This is a genomic window from Bacillus sp. MYb209, assembly GCF_002975175.1.
Lineage (GTDB): Bacteria > Bacillota > Bacilli > Bacillales > Bacillaceae_G > Bacillus_A.
Genome location: NZ_PCNZ01000015.1, coordinates 91,211 through 114,083, shown reverse-complemented (window position 1 = coordinate 114,083; position 22,873 = coordinate 91,211). Strand labels below are relative to the sequence as shown.

Sequence of the window (22,873 nt, the reverse complement as noted above, 5' to 3'; positions counted from 1 at the left end):
ATGCCGCTAAATCTTTGAATTCATACTTCCAACCTTTTTCCGCTGTTACTTCTTGCGTTGCGATTACTTGGCCATTTTGTAGTAAGTCTACTTTAATCATATTCGGACGATCTTTCGCATTATCATCCTTCCACGTTTTCGTTCCTTCTACTTTTGTTTGACCAACCTTTGTATTCGTAATGTCATAACCTTTTACTTCTGTTTGATATCCGTCTACTGCTTGTTCTTTCACTTCATACTTGTATGCCTTACCTTCGGCATCGTATGCCGCTAAATCTGTAAACGCATATTTCCATTCGCTTGCTACGCTCACTTCTTTTGTATCGATCACCTTGCCATTTTGTAGTAGGTCGACTTTGATTGCTTTTGGACGTCCTTCACCATTTCCGTCCTTCCATATCTTCGATCCTTCTACTTTTGTTTGACCAACCTTTGTATTCGTGATGTCATAACCTTTTACTTCTGTTTGATATCCGTCTACTGCTTGTTCTTTCACTTCGTACTTGTATGCCTTACCTTCGGCATCATATGCCGCTAAATCTTTGAATTCATATTTCCAACCTGTTGCTTCTGTTACTTCTTGCGTTGCAATCACTTTACCATTTTGTAGTAAGTCTACCTTAATCATCGTCGGACGATCTTTCGCATTATCGCCTTTCCACGTCTTCGTTCCTGAAACAGATGTAGTTTTCATCTTATTCGAAATTGGTAACTCAATTCCATTTACAGATCCTGATTTAACTTCGAAACTTACTTTTACTTGAGGATCGAAATCAACATAGTCTGGAGCTGAAACTTCTTGCACATAATATTTACCTGGTTGTAAATTAGGGATTTCAATTATCCCTTTTTCATCTGTTTTATATACATCTCCAACTTGTTCATCCGACTCTTTATACAATTTAAACGAAACATTTGGGATTAATTTTTCTTTATTCCCTTCAATATGCTTAACAATTCTTAGCGTTCCTTTTGGAACCTCGTTACCTTCGGCACCACCGCTAGCTGTCATATTTTCGACTGGATGAGTACCCGATTCAGTAACTGGTTCTTTGTTTAGAACTTGGTAATCAATCGTATAATCATTCTTAAAAAACTCTTGCTTCTTCCCAGCTTCCGTTATAGTAGATGTATAACCAATCGTAAAGGCAGCAAGACGTGCTTTATCCTTATTAAGCACAACTTTAAATGATCTGTCACCAGTAAAGGTAATCGTTCCGTAACCTTTCTTTTCAAACTCTTGTAGCGTTAAAGATCGACGACCTAGATAATCATCTACAATTATATAGAAACTATCCTTATTAAGTGTTTGACCTTCCTGTAAATTATCAGTCACAACAATATCGCGACTTAACTCTTCTTTATTTAAGTTTATATTCAAGAACCAACGTACTTCATTGTCCTTGCCTGAGTTCATATCACCAGTTTTATAAAAAAACGGTGGCTTTCCAGGCTCTGTACCACCACTGCTTGGGCCGGTAATTGTTACAGATTGCTTATCTACATTTGTACCGAAATTGGTTTCAATCTCTTTCTTTTCATCCGTTCCTACATTAGCAGCTTCCACAAAAAAGTTTAAATACCCCTTAATATTTTGATGTGTACTCAGTTTATCATTAAATGTACATACCACAGTACCTGCAGTGACTTTACAAGTACCATAGTCATCTAATGGAAACTCTTTATCTAATCCTTTTAATTCTGGAGGCAGTGTTAATGTTAGTGTGTCTCCAGGTTTCAGCCTAAGTCCATCTTTTTCACTGAAGTTTACAGTTACTTTAGTCCATTCTGTGGTACTTAGATTTGCTTTACCAATCTGAAAACTATCTACAAGTCCTGCTGTGTTTAACTCTTGTGCATTTGCTACTATAGGTAAAAGACTCTGACCTATAGTAAACATGAAAATCATTATAATCGAAAAAATTGAAGTAACTCTTTTTAAATACATATTTTATGTTATCCTCCTATAAAATTAAAAACAGATAGCTCCTGGTACAAACATACTATGACAAAGATTCTATTATTCAATGTCATTAAGCTATTTTACTTAAATATTTTTGATAGCTATTATCATCTTTTTCTCTTTTTTCAACCCTTCTATTGCTTAGAAACTTGAAGTTTGACTTTTATATAGACTCATCTAATTTCTCCGACATGTCTAAAGTATGGTATTTCTGGTCTATACTGTTTAACAAAAACAGATACAGGACAAATGTTGATAAAGAAATTCAAATTACAAATACACATGAACAGACCCTAGAACAACTTCACGTCAGAAGAAGATAATTCGAAAAGCACTCACGATAAAACTCATGACAGTCATTTGTCTTATTATGCCGTAGAGTTTCCGAAATTTCTTCATACCAAGTGCAAACGTTTGCTCTATAAATGAAAAGTTTCATTGTCGACAAGTATGGAAGAGCTACTTCACAGTAAATATGCATTTGGTCAACTTCCTTACGTATCCTCCTAAAGAATAACAAGAAGTACCATCTATAATCGAAATTAGCATATCAGCCGAGGAAAGTTCGAACTGTGAAACATACTTGGATACTCGTATTCTAAAAGATGTTATTGAAGATGCGTTTTCTGCCATTATAAGTTGCGGTGAAATTGGCCATATGTTAAAACCTTTTGTGTTTAGTTACACAGCCGACCTACACACCGAAACAAGTAGAACAAGAAGCGTTCCACCGCCAGCATTATATAATTAAAAACGCTCTGGATGAAGTATTGTTTGCCTATGCAAGATGAAAGTCATATTCTCCAAATTTGAATACAGTGGACCGAATTTGGGGGTAACTAAAAAAGAGTATGATTGTCAACTGATTTCATGTAAATCGTATAGAAATACGAAATTCAGCCTTTTCATTTTTGGAGTATATAAATGAGTGTCGAGAAAAAACCCTTTTCCTAATGGGTTCCATGGCTATGTCGAAGAATTAAAATGAGCTTATATATGATGATAATATCAAAACCGAGAAATTTATATCCTTTCATTATTTTTTATCAAATCATGAAACCTTTAATTGTACTATATGTACTATTATAAACATACCACCCCTAGTTTCTTGACTAAGTTGGAAGTTTTCAAGATTAATTACTAATTGTTTAAATACTTGGTTAGATGAATTGTTCTTTTAGTATTTGGCATAGCTGTAACAATGTTTTTTACAACAATCACACCATTTTCTAGTAACATTCCACCAACTAATAATACATATATGGATTTTTGATAATCTTACCCCCAACAGTCTATTATTCTAGAATCGTTCCTAAAAATCAATAGTTAATTGGTATTTTACTATTTTCACTCCATCACCATAACATATATTTGTCACATGTATTTAGATTAGAAAATTGGCACAGAAAAAGAGATAGCTTTGCCATCTCTTTTTCTGTTTCAACTTCCCCTTATCAAGCCACACGACTTTTCGGTGCTCTTCTTTCTTTGACTTCTGATCAGTCTATAGACTGATCAGAAGTTTATATATCAACTTGTATATCAATTCTAAACAAAAATAGACATCTTTTCTTTATTACATTTTTTCTGGTGCAGATACTCCTACGATTGCTAATGCATTTTGAAGTGTATTGCGTACTGCTTTCATTAATTCGTAACGAGCTTTACTTAATTCTAAGTTATCTTGGTTTAATACTTTTTCTGCGTTGTAGAAGCTGTGTAATGCTGCTGCTAATTCAAATGCATAGCTTGTAATGCGGTGTGGTAGACGTTTTTGCGCTGCATCTGCAACTACAGCTGGGAATTCACCAAGTTTTTTCAGTAACTCTACTTCTTTCTCTGAAGTAACAAGTTTGTAATTCACGTCTCCGCCTGTAGCTAATCCTAACTCTTCACCTTGACGAAGGATACTACATACACGAGCATGTGCATATTGTGCATAGTATACTGGGTTTTCATTAGATTTTGATACAGCTAAGTCCATATCGAAGTCTAAATGAGAATCACCGCTACGCATTGCGAAGAAGTATCGCATTGCGTCCACGCCTACTTCTTCCATAAGCTCACGAAGTGTAACTGCTTTACCTGTACGCTTACTCATTTTCATTTTTTCACCATTTTGGTACAGTTGTACCATTTGGATGATTTCTACTTCAAGTGTTTCTTTATCGTAACCTAGCGCTTGAATAGCAGCTTTCATACGAGGAATGTAACCGTGGTGGTCAGCACCCCAAATGTTGATTAGCTTATCGAAACCACGCTCTAATTTATCACGATGATAAGCGATATCTGGCGTTAAGTATGTGTAAGAACCGTCATTTTTAATTAATACACGGTTTTTATCGTCACCGTAAGTCATTGAACGGAACCAAGTTGCTCCGCCTTCTTCAAAGATTTCCTCACGTTCTTTTAATACAGCAAGAGCCTGATCAACTTTTCCGTTTTTGTATAATGATGTTTCTGAGAACCACACATCGAAGTTAACACGGAAGCTTTCTAAGTCTTTTTGAAGTTTTGCTAACTCATATTTCAAACCGTATGAACGATAGAAGTCATAGCTTTCTTCTGCATCAGCTTTTGCATAACGATCGCCAAACTCTTCTGCTAAACGTTTACCGATTCCAATGATGTCCGCACCATGGTAACCGTCTTCTGGCATTTCTTTTTCTAAACCTAAAGCTTGCATGTAACGAGCTTCAACAGAAAGAGCTAAGTTATGAATTTGGTTACCAGCATCATTAATGTAGTACTCACGAGATACATCGTATCCTGCTTTTGCTAATACGTTACATAAAGTGTCACCTACTGCCGCACCACGTGCATGTCCTAAGTGAAGATCGCCTGTTGGATTCGCAGATACGAACTCAATTTGTACTTTTTCACCTTTACCAGTATTCGTTTCACCGTATGCTTCACCAGCGTTGACGATTGTTGGGATTAAGTCTGTTAAGTAGCTATTATCCATGTAGAAGTTAATGAAACCAGGACCAGCGATTTCAATTTTTTCAATAGAAGCTTTTGCTTTATCGAAGTTTGCAACTAATTCTTCTGCAATCATACGAGGTGCTTTTTTCGCAACGCGTGCAAGTTGCATTGCCATATTTGTAGAGAAGTCACCATTTGTTTTATCTTTTGGAGATTCTAATACAACGTTTGGAATTTGTTCTTCTGTCGCTAATTCTGCCTTTAATACAGCAGCTTGAATTTCTTCTTTAATCAATCCTTTTACTTGTTCTAAAGAATTCATTATTTTGCCTCCTTCAAATTAATTGTAATTGTATATCTGCCAGCTTCTTGATCACTTAGAAGCAATGCGTACGTTAAGAAGAGTTGTCCTTTTTTCTTTTCATCCGACCATTTAAAAAGAACGTTATCAGTTTTCGTTTGCAATGCAAACGTACCAAGTTCACTCGTATACGTACCAGTTGTCCATTCACCTTTCACATGCGTCTGACGCATAGAAATAGCACCTGAACGCATAATGAGAACTTGTTCATCTTGAATTTTAATAATTGTTTTCACTTCGCCTTGTTCGTTCGGCTCTTGGAATGTTATATATGTACCTTGACCTTTTACATAGTATTGACCATTTGCTTCAAAAGCAACGGTTTCCTTCCTCGCCCCTTCACGGATTTCTGTTACGAAATGAACGTGTACCGGCAAGCCTGCAAGTTGTTTCTTCACGTCTTGCACACCTCTCAAATGTTATAGATATTAAATACTACTTATAATAAATCACTTTTCCTATCATATCAAAAAAAGACTCTGTCTGTCTGCTGAAAAATCAGGAAAACTCCTTTTCAAAAAATAATTCACCTTCACTTTATTTCATATGTTAAAATGTTTTTTAAATCTAAATATTCTTTCATTTCAAGGGGTGAATTTGGTGCTACCAACAAAATTAAAAAAAGGTGATGAAATAAGAGTTATTTCACCATCTTGTAGTTTAAGTATTGTCTCAAATACGAACCGAGAGCTTGCTACAAAAAGATTAACCGATATGGGCTTTCACGTTACATTCTCAAAAAATGCTGAAGAAATAGATCGCTTTTCTTCATCCTCTAGTTCTTCACGAGTTCAAGATCTTCATGAAGCATTTAGAGACCCTAATGTAAAAGCAATTTTGACGACACTTGGCGGGTACAATTCTAATGGTTTATTGAAACATCTCGATTATGATTTAATTCGAGAAAATCCGAAGTTTTTCTGTGGCTATTCTGATATTACCGCTTTAAATAATGCCATTTACACAAAAACAGGCATCGTTACATATTCAGGACCCCACTTCTCTTCATTTGGAATGGAGAAAGGCCTCGATTATACGACCGATTACTTTTTAAAATGCTTAACTGCTAATGAGCCTATTGAAATATTGCCGGCTGAAACGTGGAGTGATGATTCTTGGTATGTTGATCAGGAAAATCGAGAATTTATTAAAAATAAAGGATATGTTTCAATTCAAGAAGGAGAAGCTACAGGAGATATTATTGGTGGTAATATGAGCACATTTAATTTACTGCAAGGCACGCCATATATGCCTAACTTACAGGACAAAATTTTATTTCTTGAAGAGGATAGTTTAACAGGAAAAGCTACCCTTAAAACTTTTGATCGATATTTACATTCTCTTATGCAGCAACCTGACTTTGAACATGTAAAAGGCATCGTTATAGGAAGAATGCAAAAAGGAGCAGAATGTACGATAGAAGACATTCTAGACATGATTGCTTCAAAGCCTGAACTTACACATATCCCTATCATTGCAAATGCAAGTTTCGGTCATACAACTCCTATTTTTACTTTTCCAATTGGTGGACGTGCACAAATTATTTCTAGTAAAGAAAACACATCTGTTACAATTTTAACGCACTAAAAAGGAGCGAATGATTCGCTCCTTTTATACTTTTTCTATTTTTTGCAATGCTTTCTGCGGGATGGATTCTTTCGGAACTTCAGCCCAGCCCTTTCCTTGCATACCTTTTGCATAAATCTTTATAAATGCACCTGCGTGTAATTCGCGGTTTACCATCTTTTTAATGACTTGCTGTTTCCCATCTTCTGTATAACCTTTAAATGTATATAAATATTCATCATCTTTTTTCTCGCCTTTATCTATAACTGCATAATAGTCTTGTATTTCTTTATTCGAAAAGAAGTTGTCTACAAAGGCATCAACACCTTCTGTTTTTGATTGTAAATAATATGCTGTACCACCTAAAATAATGGCGAAGACAGCTAAAACTTTCATTACCAATTTCATACATGCGCCTCCTGTTTGCACTTCTTTCTCACTAACCGTATGTCTATACCTGTATTATACGAAAAAAAGCATACTATACTCTATCGAAATGTCTTACACTTCCCTTACATTATTGTAAGACTTTTTCACCTTACAGCAATTTCCGGACAAAAAGTTTTTCCGTTTAACAAACTTTTATATTATTATTGAATGATACGAATTTTTATTACAAAAATCAAAGGAGACAGTTTTCAAATGGCTATCTTGCAAGGTTTAGCACTATTACTTGTTGTACTCTGTCTATTTACACTTTTTAGTTACCGTGCTCCTTACGGAATGAAAGCAATGGGTGCTTTAGCTAATGCAGCAATCGCGAGTTTTCTTATTGAAGCATTTCACCGTTATATCGGTGGAGAAATGTTTCATAATGACTTTTTACAATCAGTAGGAGAAGCTTCTGGTAGTATGAGCGGTGTCGCAGCGGCGATTTTAGTAGCATTAGCAATCGGTGTTTCGCCCGTATACGCTGTTTTAATCGGTATAGCTACTAGTGGGTTCGGTATTTTACCAGGATTTTTCGCTGGATACGTTTGTGCTTTCGTCGTGAAATTTCTTGAAAAGAAATTACCAGCTGGTGTAGAATTTTTAGCAATTCTATTTATTGCCGCACCAATTTCACGTGGAATGGCCATGCTTATGGATCCACTCGTTAACGCAACACTCGGTAAAATCGGTTCTATGATTTCAGTTGCAACTACAGAAAGTCCTATCATTATGGGGATTATGCTTGGTGGATTAATCACAGTTATTTCTACATCTCCACTAAGTTCTATGGCACTAACTGCAATGCTTGGATTAACTGGTTTACCAATGGCAATTGGTAGTCTTGCCGTAGCAGCTTCTGCCCCAATGAACTTCATTTTCTTTAAACGACTAAAAATCTGTTCAAAGAAAGATACAATCGCTGTGGCAATCGAGCCGTTAACACAAGCCGATGTTGTCTCAGCTAATCCAATTCCTATCTATATGACAAACTTTGTTGGCGGTGCGCTTGCCGGTATTATTACGTCGCTATTCCAGCTCGTTAATAATGCACCAGGGACAGCATCACCAATTCCAGGACTTCTCGTATTGTTCGGATTTAATGATGTAATAAAAGTAACGATTGCTGCCGTATTATGCGGAATCGTTACCACTATTGTTGGATACGTTGGTTCCATTGTGTTCCGCAAATATCCAATCCGTTCTGCTGATGAAATTCGCGGAATTACTTCGGAAGAGAACGTTGCATAAGAAAAAGAGCTGTTCTCATCGTTTGAGAATAGCTCTTTTTTATGTCGCGTGGCGGTAAGTGAAATTTTATAGAACACAACTCCGCATATGTCGACGCAAATTAAAATATATCGAACATAACTTTCATTATATCGACCGCAACTTGAATTATATCGGCGATTCGGCAAAGAATATCGACTTACCGAAACATAACGACAAAAGTAAAAGCCTCCTAGTTCGCGTCTAGGGGCTTTTACTTTATCTAGCTAACGGCTAGAATGATCGGTGGCTTCACTTTTACTTTACCCAACCGAGCAGCATTTCCCGCACGAATTTGCTTGCTGCGATTGGTGTTTGATCACTATGATCGTAGACTGGAGCTACTTCTACTAAGTCTGCTCCGACTACTTTTATATTTGAATTTGCAATTGCTACGATGGACTCTAATAGTTCTTTAGATGTGATACCTCCAGCTTCTAATGTTCCTGTTCCAGGAGCGTGAGCTGGGTCTAATACGTCAATGTCAATTGTGACATAGACTGGGCGTCCTGCAAGTTTCGGTAATACTTCTTTTAACGGTTCTAATACGTCAAATTTATATAAGTTCATGCCTACTACTTTTGCCCATTCGAATTCTTCCTTCATTCCAGAACGAATACCGAAAGAATATACGTTTTCCGGACCAATTAAATCGCACACTTTACGAATTGGTGTAGAGTGCGATAAAGGCTCTCCCTCATACGACTCACGTAAATCAGTATGAGCATCCATATGGATGATTGCTAAATCCGGATATTTTTTTGCCATTGCCTTAAAAATTGGCCAAGACACTAAGTGCTCTCCGCCGAGACCTAGTGGAAACTTACCAGCATCTAATAGTTTTGCTACATATTCTTCAATCATGTCTATGCTGCGCTGTGGGTTCCCAAATGGTAATGGAATATCACCCGCATCAAAATACTTTACTTCTTCTAGTTCACGATCTAAATATGGACTGTATTCCTCTAGTCCAATCGATACTTCACGAATACGTGCAGGGCCGAAGCGAGAACCTGGACGGTAACTTACTGTCCAATCCATTGGCATCCCGTAAATAACTGCCTCTGACTCTTCAAAACTTGGATGACTTTTAATAAATACTTTACCTGAATAAGCTTCATCAAAACGCATACTCTTTTCCTCCTTATGTGGAACTTAAGGTATCCCAACCTTTCACTATTTCTCAAATTTGGAGCATACAGCTCCTCTTTCTCGATTTACCGGGGTCTTCTTTTTTAACGATAAGAAGACGATTTTCTTTACAGAAGTGTAAGTAGCTAGCATGTTCAAGCCTTCTGGACAAACACCTTAAATGAACTACTTACACCTTATTTGTTCAACCTCGATTTTCTTACTTAATTAAATCGCCAACAAATTTCGGTAGTGCGAATGCTGCATTGTGCAATTCTTTTGTGTAATATTTCGTTTCGATTTCATGGAAACGTTCTTCACTTACTTCTAATGGATCATGTTTTTTAGATCCGATTGTGAACGTCCAAAGTCCACTTGGATACGTCGGAATGTTTGCTGTGTATAGACGAGTAATTGGGAAGATCTCTTTTACGTCTTTAAATACAGTTGTAATTAGTTCTGGCGTAAACCAAGGGTTGTCCGTTTGGGCAACAAAAATACCATCTTCTTTTAGCGCTTTTGAAATTCCAGCGTAGAAGCCTTTTGTAAATAAGTTTACTGCTGGGCCTACTGGCTCAGTAGAATCTACCATAATTACGTCATATTCGTTTTCACTTTCTGCGATGTGTAGGAAACCGTCTCCTACTTTTACTTCTACACGCTCATTATCTAATGCACCTGCAATTGATGGTAAGTACTGCTTAGAGTACTCAATTACTTTTCCATCGATTTCAACAAGAGTTGCTTTCTTCACGCTTGGGTGTTTTAACACTTCACGAATAACACCACCATCGCCGCCACCTACAACTAATACGTTTTCAGGGTTTGGATGTGTAAATAAAGGTACGTGCGCTACCATTTCATGATAAACGAACTCGTCCTTTTCTGTTGTCATAACCATGCCGTCTAAAATAAGCATGTTTCCGAACTCTTCCGTTTCAACCATATCAAGTTTTTGGAATTCTGTTTGCTCCGTATGTAATGTGCGGTTAATACGCGCCGTAATCCCAAAATGTTTTGTTTGTTTTTCAGTGAACCATAGTTCCATCGTACAATCACGCCTTTCAATGCAAATTTATAATAGGGACATCATTAATGTCCCCTAACAAAAATAAAACAAAACATCCAAAAAGTATAGTTAAAAGTACAAAAATACCGAAAATATATTTTAGTCAGAGGGTTCTAACATATATGTAAAAAGGGTTTGCTCTGTAATAGGAAAGAAAACCCTTTCTTAAGAAAGGGCTTTTGTCTCTATTTCTACCGGTTTACGAATCGGAATTAAGATCATAACGCAACCAACTAACACAACAATTCCACCGACTAAAAACGGGCTTTGCGGCGAAACTGTATGACCGATAACTCCTGATAAAATTGGAGCAATCGCGCCTCCTAACCAACGAACGAAGTTATAAACACCTGATGTAACAGATCTTTCATAAGGTGAAATATCCATTACATAACTTGTAAATAACGCATTATTTAATCCTGATGCTAACCCAGATAGAACAATTAACACGATTTGTAACCACATAATTTTCACCAAGAATAGTGCAATTAATAACATCGCAAATACGAGTAAGCTACCCTTTAACACTGTTTTCGGTTCATATTTACCTTCTAGCTTATGTGCTAAAATTGCTGATCCGTAAGCTAGCGCTAATCCCCATCCACAAAATACAAAACCTAATTGAATAGCAGATAAGTGCATAATAAGTGGTGAATATGCTAAAACGACAAAAAATCCGTAGTAGTATAACATCCCTGAAATGGCACCTTGCATAAACGGTTTATACTTCACCAAGTTAAGTAATTCTCCCATGCCTGCTGCTTTACGCTTCACTTTTCGCTCCGGTTCTTTTACAAAAAAGAAAACTAAAATAAATGCTAAGGAAATTAAAATACTCGTCGCAAAAAATGGGTAACGCCAAGAATGCCCACCTAATATACCGCCTAATAATGGTCCACCTGCCATCCCTAAACCAATAGCTGCTTCATATAATCCTACTGCTTCATGAACTTCTTTACTTAATGCAATTAATAATGTCATCGCCGTCGCGAAGAACATCGCATTTCCTAATCCCCACCCAGCGCGGAAAAGAGATAATTGAGCAATCGTTTGCGATATACCACATATAAATGCAAATACAGTCACAATCGCAAGACCAATCGTCATCATTCGTTTATCACCAAATCTTGATGCAAATATTCCAGCTGGTAACATCATAATTGCCATCGTTAAAATATATGCTGTAAATAACATCTCGACTTGCCAATGCGATGCACCAATTTGTTCAGCAATACTTGGTAAAATCGGATCGACTACCCCTATACCCGAAAAGGCAAGGAAGGTAGCCACCACTGTAATCAATCTCCCTAATTTTTGTTTGCTCTCCATTTTGATTACTCTCCTTTTGTATTCTCTAAAAATGTAACTGCCCGGCTTAAACTATCCTCTAGCTCCGCCTTCACGCGCTGCATTTGCTCCATTTTCTCGTCTAACGTTTGCACTTGTTTTTCGAGCATCTCTTTAATCTCATGAATAACTTCACGGTCACGAGGATTTTCACTATTTCTTCTTTGTTCCATTCTTTCTTTTAACGATAAGAAATTTTGCATTTCTTGAAGCGTAATTCCTAGCACTTCTTTCGCTTCCACAATCTTTTTAATTCTTGCAATGTCCTCATCTGTATACAGGCGAATGTTTCCCTCACTTCGTTCTGGGGGATGAATTAAACCAATTTCCTCATAATAACGAAGTGTACGCTTTGTTAAACCAACTTGCTTTGTTACTTCATCGATTTTATACATGTTTATTCCTCCCTTCACTTGATTATTACATTTTACGTTAACGTTAACTTTTATGCAACTGTTAGACTTTTGTAAATGTTTGTCCTATTCAATTGTATTTTTTCCAAGGCAGTTTCATAATGAAGAAAAAGAGATGATAAGGAGATTTTCACATGAATAAACCACTTATTTTCGCTCACCGCGGGGTAAAAGGGACACATCCAGAGAATACGATGATTGCCTTTCAAGAAGCCGAACGCATTGGTGCTCATGGAATTGAACTTGATGTCCATTTATCAAAAGATGGTGAACTTGTCGTAATTCACGACGAAACCGTCGATCGTACAACAAATGGCATAGGACTTGTTTCTGAAAAAACTGTAGAGGAATTACAAACTCTAGATGCTGGTAGCCATAAAGACCCTTCTTTCCATGAGGCGAAAATCCCAACGTTACGAGAAGTATTTATTTGGCTCTCTACAACAAATTTACAACTTAACATTGAGTTAAAAACAGATGTTATTCACTATCCAAATATTGAAGAAAAGGTCGTTGCTCTTGTTCGTGAATATCATCTATCCAATCAAATTGCATTTTCATCATTTAACCACGATTCCGTTTCATTATTAGCAGAAATTGCTCCAGAAATTCCAAGAGCGATTTTGTACGATACACCACTTGCAGATCCTATTGCTGAAGCAAACAAACGTGGGGCAACGGGATTACATCCAAACTTTCAATTATTAACGAAAGAGTTTATCCAATTAGCACAAGGGCAAGGATACGTTTTTCGCCCTTACACCATTAATGAATATAAAGATTTACAAACTATGATTGATTATGGCGTAGATGTTATTATTACCGATTGGCCAGCGCGTGCTTTTGAGCTTCTTTCTTAAATGAAGGGGCTCTTTTTATTTTAGAAATTTCATTGTTTAAAATAAACGAAAACCCTCAATACTAATACAATAATGCTTGTATTAATGAGGGGCTGAAAAAGATGGATCAAACTATGAATCCAAAACTTAAAAAATATAAACGTCTTTTCTTCACCGTAATATTTTCTTGTGTTCTTTTTTTCGTTTTTTCCTTTTTTATTATCATTATAGCTGCAAAAATTATGGGACCTCCCCCTGTTGCGGTTCCGCAAACGAGTGTCTTTTACGCTAATGATGACACTGTTATAGGACAAAGTAATGAAATGCAAAAACGCTATAATGTATCTCTCGATGAAATTTCTCCCTATGTAAAAGAAGCGACACTATCTATTGAAGATCAACGATTCTACAAACATCACGGCTTTGATATGAAGCGCATTGCTGGTGCCATTGTTGCCGATTTAAAAGCAATGGCAAAAGTACAAGGTGCTAGTACTATTACACAACAGTATGCTCGTAACCTATACTTAGATCATGATAAAACGTGGAAGCGTAAACTATTAGAAGCAATGTATACCGTTCGTCTTGAAGTGAATTATAATAAAAATCATATTTTAGAAGGATATTTAAATACAATTTATTACGGGCATGGTGCTTACGGAATCGAAGCTGCTTCTCGCCTGTATTTCGATAAAACTGCAAAAGAATTAACATTAGCAGAAGCTAGTATGCTCGCAGGTATTCCGAAAGGACCTAGCTTCTACTCTCCCTTTTTAAAAGAAGAGCGTGCTAAAGGGCGTCAATCTCTCATACTAGATGAGATGGTAGAACAAGGTTATATTACAAAACAGCAAGCTACCTCGGCAAAAAAGGAAACACTTACTTTTGCCTCATTGGATACGAAAAAAGTTGCAGAAATTGCACCTTATTTCCAAGATGCTGTACAAGCTTCTCTTCTTCGTGACATCGGATTAGATGAGCAAGCCTTACAACGAGGTGGCTTACGTATTTATACAACGCTAGACCCTAAATTACAATCTGTAGCAGAGCAAGCTGTAAAAAATCATATACCTGAAACAACAAACATCCAAACTGCCCTCGTCTCTATGAATCCAAAAACGGGTGAAGTGGCTGCCCTTGTTGGTGGAACTGATTATAATACGAGTCAATTTAACAGAGCTACACAAGCTGCTCGTCAGCCCGGCTCTACATTTAAGCCGTTCCTATATTATGCAGCCTTAGAACGAGGATTTACCCCTGCTACGCGCTTAAAAAGCGAATACACTGTATTCACTTTAGGTGATGGTGTTTCCAAATATAAACCGAAAAATTATAAAAACTATTATGCAGACGATTTTGTGACAATGGCACAAGCACTCGCCGTTTCTGATAACGTATATGCTGTGAAGACGAATTTATTTTTAGGCGAAGACATTCTTACAAAAACAGCGAAGCAATTCGGTATTACTAGCGCCTTAAAAGATGTTCCGTCTCTTGCTCTCGGCACATCTCCTGTAAAACCAATTGAAATGGTCAATGCTTATAGCATGTTTGCAAACGGCGGGAAAGAAGTAAAACCAATCTTTATACGGCGCATCGTTGATCATGAAGGAAATATGCTATACGACGCTCATCTAGAAAGTAAACAAGTTCTCGATAAAAGCAAAGCTTTTGTGATGGAAGAAATGATGGCAGGTATGTTTAATAAAAAACTAAGCAGTTATGCCGCTGTGACCGGTCAATCAATGTTATCAAAACTATCAAGAACATATGCTGGAAAGTCTGGTTCTACAGAAACTGATAGTTGGATGATTGGCTTTACCCCGCAACTTGTAACAGGGGTTTGGGTTGGGTACGATCAACCTAAGTCCATTTCAAACGTAGCAGAACAAGGATACGCGAAAAAAATATGGACCGATACGATGGAAAAAGGATTAGATGGACAGCCTAAAAAAGAATTCAAACAACCAACAGATGTTGTTGCAGTCGATGTTAATCCTGAAAACGGTAAGATTGCTACAAAAAATTGTCCCATTTCTGTGAAAATGTATTTCGCAAAGGGCACAGAGCCAACTGAATATTGTATGGATCACGTTGATGATAAAGAAGAGTTTGAAAAGGTTAGTGAAGAGAAGAAAAAGACGGGTTGGTGGAAGAAATATCTCCCGTGGTAAGAAAGAAGGCTATTGTCATTCTTTGTCGGTAAATCGATATTCCTTGTCGAATCATTGATATATTTTGAGTTATGTTAGATATATTTTAAACATCGTTGATATATTTCAAGTTACGTTAGATATATTCTAAAAATCATTGATATACTTTCATATTCCATGGTCCTATTCACAAAATAAAAAGGATGCCTCACTAGTCAAAAATCGACTAATGAGACATCCTTTTCTTTTATTCACCTAATAATGCGTGGCGCAATTCTTCACTAGATTCGTTCCAAATTGCTTCGTTATGCTCTTTTAAGAATGTACCAAGTACTTTTTTAGATGATTCATCCATATGATCAATCATGATGTGACGCTTTAGTGATTTATCCATTTTGTTTACATGCTCTGGAAGTGATTTATATCCGCGGCGAATTTCACGGTCAACTGTCATTTCACAGGCTGTTGCACCTGCGTAATAAGCACCGTTTGGTGTTCTTTCAATTGTTACCCAAACGAGCCAAAACGGTTTCCCGTTTGGAACTTCATCTTTATTTGTTAAAAACTTAATTCCTTTTTCTACTGTACTACGCGCATGCATCGCACCGATATCAACGAACGCAGTTTTCTCTAATACATCAACAAATACAGGAGAAATATTTTCTAGGCTTAATGCCCCAACACCAAACCCACCATGTCCATCTGTTGAGTCGTTCTTTACAATATTAAAACCGATTTTTTTCTTTTTCTCTGTCATATGTAAATTCCTCCTCGCTTAATGATTATAAAAGCCCGAAAATAGGCGCAATGATACTTTGTAAAAATACTAATACATATGGAATAACAACATTGAAAATAGGCTGAATTGTGTAATTGCTAAGCGGTGTAATAACAAGAATTAATAACGCAATTGATCCATACTTTTCATACTGTGTCATTTTCACACGAATATTTGCTGGTGCTAAATCTTCCACAACGCGATATCCATCAAGTGGCGGAATTGGTAATAAGTTAAATACAAGTAAAACAATATTAAGCATAATAAAAATTTGGAAGAATTGACCCAGCGTATCTGCTACTGCAGGTGGAATCGTATCTAACACACCAAATGTTATTAAGCTATACCAAATAATTAAACCAATTGCGCTTAAGATAAGATTACTTATCGGTCCCGCGATAGAAACTAATATTCCCGCAAGACGCGGTCTTTTAAAGTTATACGGATTAACAGGCACCGGTCTTGCCCAACCGAATCCAAGAATTAATACAGCAATCATCCCGATAGGATCTAAATGAGCCATCGGTGATAACGTTAACCGTCCTTGTTTTTTCGCTGTATCGTCTCCAAATTTATATGCAACATACGCATGTGCAAATTCATGCACAGATAGCGCAATAATAATCGCCATTGCTACCAATGGAATTTGGTGCAACGGGTATCTAAATAACTGATCCATAACTCATCTCCTCTTCCATATGTCAAAAAAAGAAATTATTTGTTTTTCCGATTGTTCTTCCTCATAATCCGCTATAATAAGAGTGTAACTTACATAAAAGGAGCGATTGTACATGCCATACGTAACAGTGAAAATGCTAGAAGGACGCACAGAGGAACAAAAGAAAGCTCTTGCTGAGAAAGTAACAGCAGCAGTAAGCGAAACAACTGGTGCTCCTGAAGAAAACATCGTTGTTTTCATCGAAGAAATGTCTAAAAACCATTATGCAGTTGGCGGAAAACGCTTAAGCGACAAATAATTTCAAGTTTTTTCATAAGAAGCAGCTCTTAGCTGCTTCTTATTTCTTTCCTTCTAACAACTCGATAATTCTCTCTTTATATTTTCCTTTTCTTCCATCTTCATAGATTAAATCATGCGGATAGAATAACTTTTGATCCGTTCTCTTCTTACCCGTAATCGCCTCAACAATATCCGATTCACGTGAAAGCTCTCTAAGTTCTCCGTTCGGCATAAGAAGTAAGATTGGCAGACGCTCTTCTTCTTCTCCTGCGCGGTAAAAATCGTACGGTAAGTCTGATGTTGAATCAACAACTAAATAATACTCTGGATCGAGTCCAATCTTTTTAAATAAGCTACTTAGCTCCATCCAATTATCTAAACCGTGCTTATCAGTAAACTCTACATATTTAAATAGATTTCGATTCATAAAACGGCGGCATAAGTCACTTAAAATTGGATCTTCTTCGTCTTGCCATACTTGGAAGTAATAATACATTACGTTCTCGTCTAACTTTAAATAATCCTCTACTGTTACCTCTTCTTCAAATAAAGAATAGAAATGAACAGGATGATTTTTAAACGCATAATACTTCTCATGCAATGATTTAGCTCGGTGCAAAATCTTCGTTAAAATAACTTCTGCACTACGCGTTACCGGATGGAAATATACTTGCCAATACATTTGATAACGGCTCATAATATAATGCTCTACAGCATGCATACCACTATTCTTAATGACGACTTGATTCCCATATGGACGCATTACGCGCAGTATACGTTCCATATCAAAGTTGCCATACTTTACACCTGTGAAATAAGCATCCCTTAATAAATAATCCATACGATCAGCATCAATTTGACTTGAAATCATACTAATCGCTAGTTTATTAGTAGATGTTTTCGCAATGACATCTGCTACCTTTTGCGGGAAATCCTTATCAACACGGCTTAACACATCATTAATTTCCGTATTACCAACGATAATCTTTTGTGTAAACTTCTCATGATCTAACGAAAATACTTTTTCAAACGAGTGAGAAAACGGGCCGTGACCGACATCATGAAGCAATGCCGCACATAAACACAATAATCTATCTTCAGCATTCCAATTTGGTCTGCCATCAAACACATCATCAATCATACGACGAATAATTTCATACACACCTAACGAATGAGTAAAGCGACTATGCTCTGCACCGTGAAATGTAAAAAATGTCGTTCCAAGCTGCTTAATACGGCGCAAGCGTTGAAATTCTTTCGTTCCGATTAAATCCCAAATAACGCGATCACGCACGTGTACGTATTTATGTACTGGGTCTTTAAACACTTTTGTTTCGCTGAGTTTGTCGTTTAAATATACCACTTTCCGACATCCCCCTTTCTTTACTGCATTCTTACTATATATTATAAACGATATAGGAAACAGAAAGAAATGAAAGACTATATTAATTCCTGTTATATAAAGAAAAATCACTTTTACCGACGTAAAAGTGATTTTTCTTTATATATTATTTTCCTAAAACAAATTCAGCAACTTCGTCTAAGATCATTTCTTTACCTAGTGGGAAGTATCCTTTGTTTAGATCTTCATTGCTAATTGTGAATACGTGATTATTTTTAACAGCGTTCATGTTTTTCCAAATTGATTCTTCTTGGAATTCTTTTAGACGCTGAGAACCGTCACCAGTTGTAAATACGAATAAGTAATCTGGGTTGTAATCGATTAAAGCTTCTTTTTGTACTTGTACTAGCGGTTTATCAGTTGGTGTACCTTTAACTGCTGGTAACTTTAAGTCATTAAAGATTACGCTACCGTAACCGTAGTCACCGTATACGCGGAAAGCATTTGGATATGCAGCCATTTTCATGAATGTTGCATCGCCAGTTTTAGCGATGATTTTGTCATGTAATTTGCTTGCTTTTTCATCATACTGCTTGAACCATTCTTTTGTTTCTTTCTCTTTACCGAAGATTTGACCTACTTCTTCGAATTTTGGACGCCATTGGTCTAATGGAGTTTTTAACATAACTGTTGGTGCAATTTTAGATAATTGATCATAAATCTTTTCTTGACGATTGTTTACAAGAATTAAGTCTGGTTTTGCAGCAGCTACTGCTTCGATGTTAATTTTATCGCCCCAAGCAGAACCTACTGGTTTCACACCTTCTAATTTCTTTGCAATATGTCCATCAATTTTTTCTTGTGTTGTATTTGCAGTAATAATCGGTTTCATACCGAAAATTAATAATTCTTCTGTTGAACCACTAAGGTCAGCAATTTTCTTTGGATTTGCAGGAATTTTAATTTCCCCTTTTGCATGTTGTACAGTGCGCTCTTCAACCTTCGCATCTGCTTTCTTTTCTTCTTCTTTGTTAGAACAAGCTGCAAATAGTACAGAAGTAACAACTAGTACCATTGCTAACAGTGCCATTTTAAAATTCTTCATATCCCCACTCCTTCTAGCTGTATTTCTCTTATAATTTGCATTTAACTATAAGAAACGAAAACAACATTTAATTAATATATTTTTATTAATTGTTGTTTATAGCCCGTTCTAACGGGCGTTCAACTTCCCATCCATAGGTAAGAAGCTCAACGTCCATTAGAACTCCCCCTCTTACCTCTTTAAGAGGGGGAAATTCTATTAATTATGCTTTTTTACGCAATTGATTATTAATCATCGCTAAATCGTATGTTAAACAAATTGGTTTACAGTTTACTGGACATGGAACGATTTGAGCTTCGATCTCAAATACATTTCGAAGCGTTTCACTTGTCATAACTTCATCTGGCGTTCCTTGTTTCATTAACTTCCCAGCTTTTAATGCAATCATATGATCTGAGAAACGAGAAGCATGATTTAAGTCGTGAATAACCATAACAATCGTTCTGCCTTCTTCTTTGTTTAACTTCTTCAGTAAGTTTAATACTTCAAGTTGATGAGCCATATCTAAGTATGTTGTTGGTTCATCTAACACGAGTAAGTCTGTTCCTTGTGCAAGAGCCATCGCAATCCATACACGTTGACGCTGACCACCTGATAAAGCTTCTGCTGGACGATTTGCGAATTCTGTCATCCCCGTCACTTCAAGTGCCCAATGAATGTAGCGATAATCCTCTTCTTTCAATGTTCCAAATCCTTTTTGATGAGGAAAACGTCCATATGAAACAAGTTCAAACACAGTAAGGCCTGTTGGCACTTCTGCAGTTTGTGGTAAAATCGCCATTTTCTTTGCGATTTCTTTCGTTGGCTGTTTCTCAATTGCTTTTCCATCAAGATAAACAGTACCTCGTTTTGCTTTCAAAATACGAGAAGCCGTTTTTAATAATGTGGATTTCCCACAACCATTTGGTCCAATAATCGTTGTAATTTGCCCTTCCGGAATTTCAACTGTTAATCCATCTATAATTAACCCTTCATTATAACCAACAGATACCGCATCAACTGCTAAAGTTGCCATACAAAAAGCCTCCCTTTATTTTGTCCTCATAAGTAAATATATGAAATATGGTGCGCCAATTACAGAAATAACAAGACCGACCGGTATTTCTGAAGTTGGTAACACACTTCTTGAAATTACATCTGCAAATAAAAGCAAGAACGTTCCTATTAATGCAGCCGTTGGTAACATAATTTGATGCTTTCCACCAACGAGGCTTCTCGCTAAATGCGGAGCCATTAAACCGATAAAACCAATGCCGCCCGCAACGGCAACAGATGCACCAGCTAAACAAACTGCAATAAATAATAATTTACGTCTTTCCTTTTCTACGTTTACACCAAGGCCAACTGCTGTAGAGTCGCCTAAATTCATTACATTTAATATGTGCGCTTTACTAATGGCAAGTGGTAAGAAAATAACCATCCATGGGAGTACACTTAGTACGAACTTCCAATCTGTTCCCCATAAACTTCCTGCCAACCAAATCGTTGCAAAACGGAAGTCGTTAGATGTCATCTTCATAGAAAAAATTAAACTAACAGCACCAAATCCGGCTGCAACAGCGATACCAACAAGAATTAATCGAGTGGATGAAACGCCGTCTTTCCATGCTAGTAAATAAATAATAACCGCTGCTAATATCGCACCAACTAGCGCGAAGAATGGCAGGATAAATACAGATAAAAATGTACCAGTTCCAACTTTTCCAAAGAAAAAGTAAACGAATACAACAACTGTTAATCCCGCTCCCGCGTTAATACCTATAATACCTGGATCAGCAAGTGGGTTTCGTGATAACCCTTGCAAAATTGCACCTGACATAGCTAATGCAGAACCAACTAATATAGCAATAACCATACGTGGCATACGAAATTCAAATAAAATAACAGATTGATCTTCTGCACCTAATCCAACCAATGACTTTAATACATCTATTGGAGGTATTTTAAATGTTCCTGTATTTAAGCTTACTAAAAATACAGCAACAATTAATCCTACTAAAATCGTTAAAATAGAAACGTTCTTTTTTGTTAAGACGCTCGTCCTCACATTTTTCCTCTCCCTTCATTACGTGCTAAGTAGAGGAAGAATGGAACTCCAATTAGCGCTGTAATTGCTCCAATTGGCGTTTCAAATGGTGGATTAATAACGCGAGATAACATATCTGCACATTCAATTAACAATCCACCTAAGACTGCAGAACATGGAATAACCCATCTATAGTCTGAGCCTACAAGGAAACGAGTCATATGCGGAATTACAAGTCCAACAAATCCAACTGATCCTGCCATAGAAACCGCAGAACCTGTTAATACAAGAACAAGTACTGTTCCGATAAATTTAATTAATGTCGTATTTTGACCAAGTCCAATCGCAATTTCTTCACCAAAGCTTAAAATTGTAATATATCTCGACATCATAATTGCTATAACGAGACAAACAAGACCAATCGGTACTAACATATTAATACTTTGCCATTTCACTCCGGCAACACCGCCTGCATTCCACATACTTACCTCTTGGGCAAGGTTGAAATACAATGCAATTCCAGATGAAATTGCCCCTAATAAAGCACTAATTGCCGCACCAGCTAAAGCTAATTTCACAGGCGTTAACCCACCTGGTGAAGAAGACCCAATACCGTATACAATGCTCGCTCCAAACGCAGCTCCAATAAAAGATGCGATAACAAACATTAAATAAGGTGAATTAGGGAAGAATGCATACATAATTGCAATCCCGAATACAGCACCATCTGTAATCCCCATTAACGATGGGGATGCAAGTGGATTTCGTGTCATACCTTGCATAATTGCTCCTGATACCGCTAAAAAGGCACCTGCAACTACGCCCCCTATTGCTCTAGGCATGCGAAGTTCTTTAATTACGTTATGATGCGTTATAGACCCATCAAACTGAAATACAGCTTGCCAAACGGTCTTTAAACTAATATCTGCTGCACCAAACGAAATAGAAACTGCCATGCTTAAAGCTAACAAAATTGTGCCCGCTATTAAAATAATAGAAGCAACGAGTGGTCTGCTCTTAATCTCTTTAACATTCACATCTTGCTGCTCTATACTCCTTGCGCTCGCTTCCATCCCTCAACCATCCTAACCAACAACATATATTTAATAAAATGAAATTTATTCTCAAATAGTAATAAAAAAATTAGGTGAATTGAACTTTTTATGATAATGATTATCAGAATCATACTTTCTATTCTA

The 22,873-nt window shown here is 36.8% G+C and carries 20 protein-coding genes; 5 read left to right on the top strand and 15 right to left on the bottom strand.

Annotated features, from left to right (window positions below; translation table 11 throughout):
- From CQZ94_RS20150 to CQZ94_RS20140, 3 genes are all read right to left on the bottom strand, one after another.
- The coding region (locus CQZ94_RS20150; protein WP_142395880.1) for a Cna B-type domain-containing protein at positions 1-1,948 on the bottom strand (1,948 nt) is incomplete at its 3' end.
- Between the two features lie 1,591 nt (positions 1,949-3,539).
- Positions 3,540-5,210, bottom strand: coding sequence for an arginine--tRNA ligase (gene argS, locus CQZ94_RS20145; RefSeq protein ID WP_105586790.1), 1,671 nt, complete (start codon positions 5,208-5,210; stop codon positions 3,540-3,542).
- Entirely contained in the window at positions 5,210-5,647 is a 438-nt protein-coding gene (locus CQZ94_RS20140) for a YwiB family protein (protein ID WP_105586789.1), read from the bottom strand. Before CQZ94_RS20140 ends, argS begins: the two co-directional genes overlap by 1 nt.
- Before the next feature lie 148 nt (positions 5,648-5,795).
- Between CQZ94_RS20140 and CQZ94_RS20135 the strand changes: the two genes are divergently transcribed.
- On the top strand, positions 5,796-6,836 hold the full coding sequence (locus tag CQZ94_RS20135) for a S66 family peptidase (protein ID WP_105586788.1): 1,041 nt from the start codon (positions 5,796-5,798) through the stop codon (positions 6,834-6,836).
- Between the two features lie 24 nt (positions 6,837-6,860).
- On the opposite strand, the gene CQZ94_RS20130 is transcribed toward CQZ94_RS20135, so the two are convergent.
- A complete protein-coding gene (locus CQZ94_RS20130; protein WP_105586787.1) occupies positions 6,861-7,223 on the bottom strand; it encodes a YxeA family protein in 363 nt (120 codons plus the stop codon).
- Between the two features lie 234 nt (positions 7,224-7,457).
- Between CQZ94_RS20130 and CQZ94_RS20125 the strand changes: the two genes are divergently transcribed.
- Positions 7,458-8,495 (top strand): PTS sugar transporter subunit IIC, encoded by a 1,038-nt coding sequence (locus CQZ94_RS20125; RefSeq protein ID WP_002159743.1) that lies wholly within the window; start codon positions 7,458-7,460, stop codon positions 8,493-8,495.
- Between the two features lie 276 nt (positions 8,496-8,771).
- Here the strand turns inward: CQZ94_RS20125 and speB are convergent, their stop codons facing one another.
- The 4 genes from speB to CQZ94_RS20105 form a co-directional block, all read right to left on the bottom strand.
- Positions 8,772-9,644: an agmatinase gene (speB, locus tag CQZ94_RS20120; RefSeq protein ID WP_105586786.1), complete on the bottom strand. Its 873-nt coding sequence runs from the start codon at positions 9,642-9,644 to the stop codon at positions 8,772-8,774.
- A gap of 220 nt (positions 9,645-9,864) precedes the next feature.
- Complete coding sequence (gene speE, locus CQZ94_RS20115) at positions 9,865-10,692, bottom strand: polyamine aminopropyltransferase (RefSeq protein WP_000424696.1); 828 nt, start codon at positions 10,690-10,692, stop codon at positions 9,865-9,867.
- 186 nt (positions 10,693-10,878) lie between these two features.
- Complete coding sequence (locus CQZ94_RS20110) at positions 10,879-12,042, bottom strand: MFS transporter (RefSeq protein WP_105586785.1); 1,164 nt, start codon at positions 12,040-12,042, stop codon at positions 10,879-10,881.
- Positions 12,043-12,047: 5 nt separating this feature from the next.
- Positions 12,048-12,455 (bottom strand): MerR family transcriptional regulator, encoded by a 408-nt coding sequence (locus tag CQZ94_RS20105; RefSeq protein ID WP_105586784.1) that lies wholly within the window; start codon positions 12,453-12,455, stop codon positions 12,048-12,050.
- 152 nt (positions 12,456-12,607) lie between these two features.
- Here CQZ94_RS20105 and CQZ94_RS20100 point away from each other — a divergent pair, with 152 nt between their 5' ends.
- Entirely contained in the window at positions 12,608-13,333 is a 726-nt protein-coding gene (locus CQZ94_RS20100) for a glycerophosphodiester phosphodiesterase (RefSeq protein WP_105586783.1), read from the top strand.
- A gap of 101 nt (positions 13,334-13,434) precedes the next feature.
- Entirely contained in the window at positions 13,435-15,486 is a 2,052-nt protein-coding gene (locus CQZ94_RS20095) for a transglycosylase domain-containing protein (protein ID WP_105586782.1), read from the top strand.
- A gap of 226 nt (positions 15,487-15,712) precedes the next feature.
- On the opposite strand, the gene CQZ94_RS20090 is transcribed toward CQZ94_RS20095, so the two are convergent.
- Together CQZ94_RS20090 and CQZ94_RS20085 are read right to left on the bottom strand one after the other, a co-directional pair.
- Positions 15,713-16,222 (bottom strand): YwhD family protein, encoded by a 510-nt coding sequence (locus CQZ94_RS20090; protein WP_002016357.1) that lies wholly within the window; start codon positions 16,220-16,222, stop codon positions 15,713-15,715.
- 25 nt (positions 16,223-16,247) lie between these two features.
- Positions 16,248-16,922: a site-2 protease family protein gene (locus CQZ94_RS20085; RefSeq protein WP_105586781.1), complete on the bottom strand. Its 675-nt coding sequence runs from the start codon at positions 16,920-16,922 to the stop codon at positions 16,248-16,250.
- Positions 16,923-17,034: 112 nt separating this feature from the next.
- Here CQZ94_RS20085 and CQZ94_RS20080 point away from each other — a divergent pair, with 112 nt between their 5' ends.
- Positions 17,035-17,220: a 2-hydroxymuconate tautomerase gene (locus CQZ94_RS20080; protein ID WP_001147171.1), complete on the top strand. Its 186-nt coding sequence runs from the start codon at positions 17,035-17,037 to the stop codon at positions 17,218-17,220.
- 39 nt (positions 17,221-17,259) lie between these two features.
- On the opposite strand, the gene CQZ94_RS20075 is transcribed toward CQZ94_RS20080, so the two are convergent.
- The 5 genes from CQZ94_RS20075 to CQZ94_RS20055 form a co-directional block, all read right to left on the bottom strand.
- Positions 17,260-18,564: an HD domain-containing protein gene (locus tag CQZ94_RS20075; protein ID WP_105586780.1), complete on the bottom strand. Its 1,305-nt coding sequence runs from the start codon at positions 18,562-18,564 to the stop codon at positions 17,260-17,262.
- Between the two features lie 145 nt (positions 18,565-18,709).
- Entirely contained in the window at positions 18,710-19,648 is a 939-nt protein-coding gene (locus CQZ94_RS20070; protein ID WP_002113112.1) for an ABC transporter substrate-binding protein, read from the bottom strand.
- A gap of 202 nt (positions 19,649-19,850) precedes the next feature.
- A complete protein-coding gene (locus CQZ94_RS20065; RefSeq protein ID WP_000212073.1) occupies positions 19,851-20,663 on the bottom strand; it encodes an ABC transporter ATP-binding protein in 813 nt (270 codons plus the stop codon).
- Positions 20,664-20,678: 15 nt separating this feature from the next.
- Complete coding sequence (locus tag CQZ94_RS20060) at positions 20,679-21,695, bottom strand: FecCD family ABC transporter permease (RefSeq protein WP_105586779.1); 1,017 nt, start codon at positions 21,693-21,695, stop codon at positions 20,679-20,681.
- Entirely contained in the window at positions 21,692-22,747 is a 1,056-nt protein-coding gene (locus CQZ94_RS20055) for a FecCD family ABC transporter permease (RefSeq protein WP_002123699.1), read from the bottom strand. The genes CQZ94_RS20060 and CQZ94_RS20055 overlap by 4 nt, the downstream gene beginning before the upstream one ends.
- Positions 22,748-22,873: the final 126 nt, after the last annotated feature.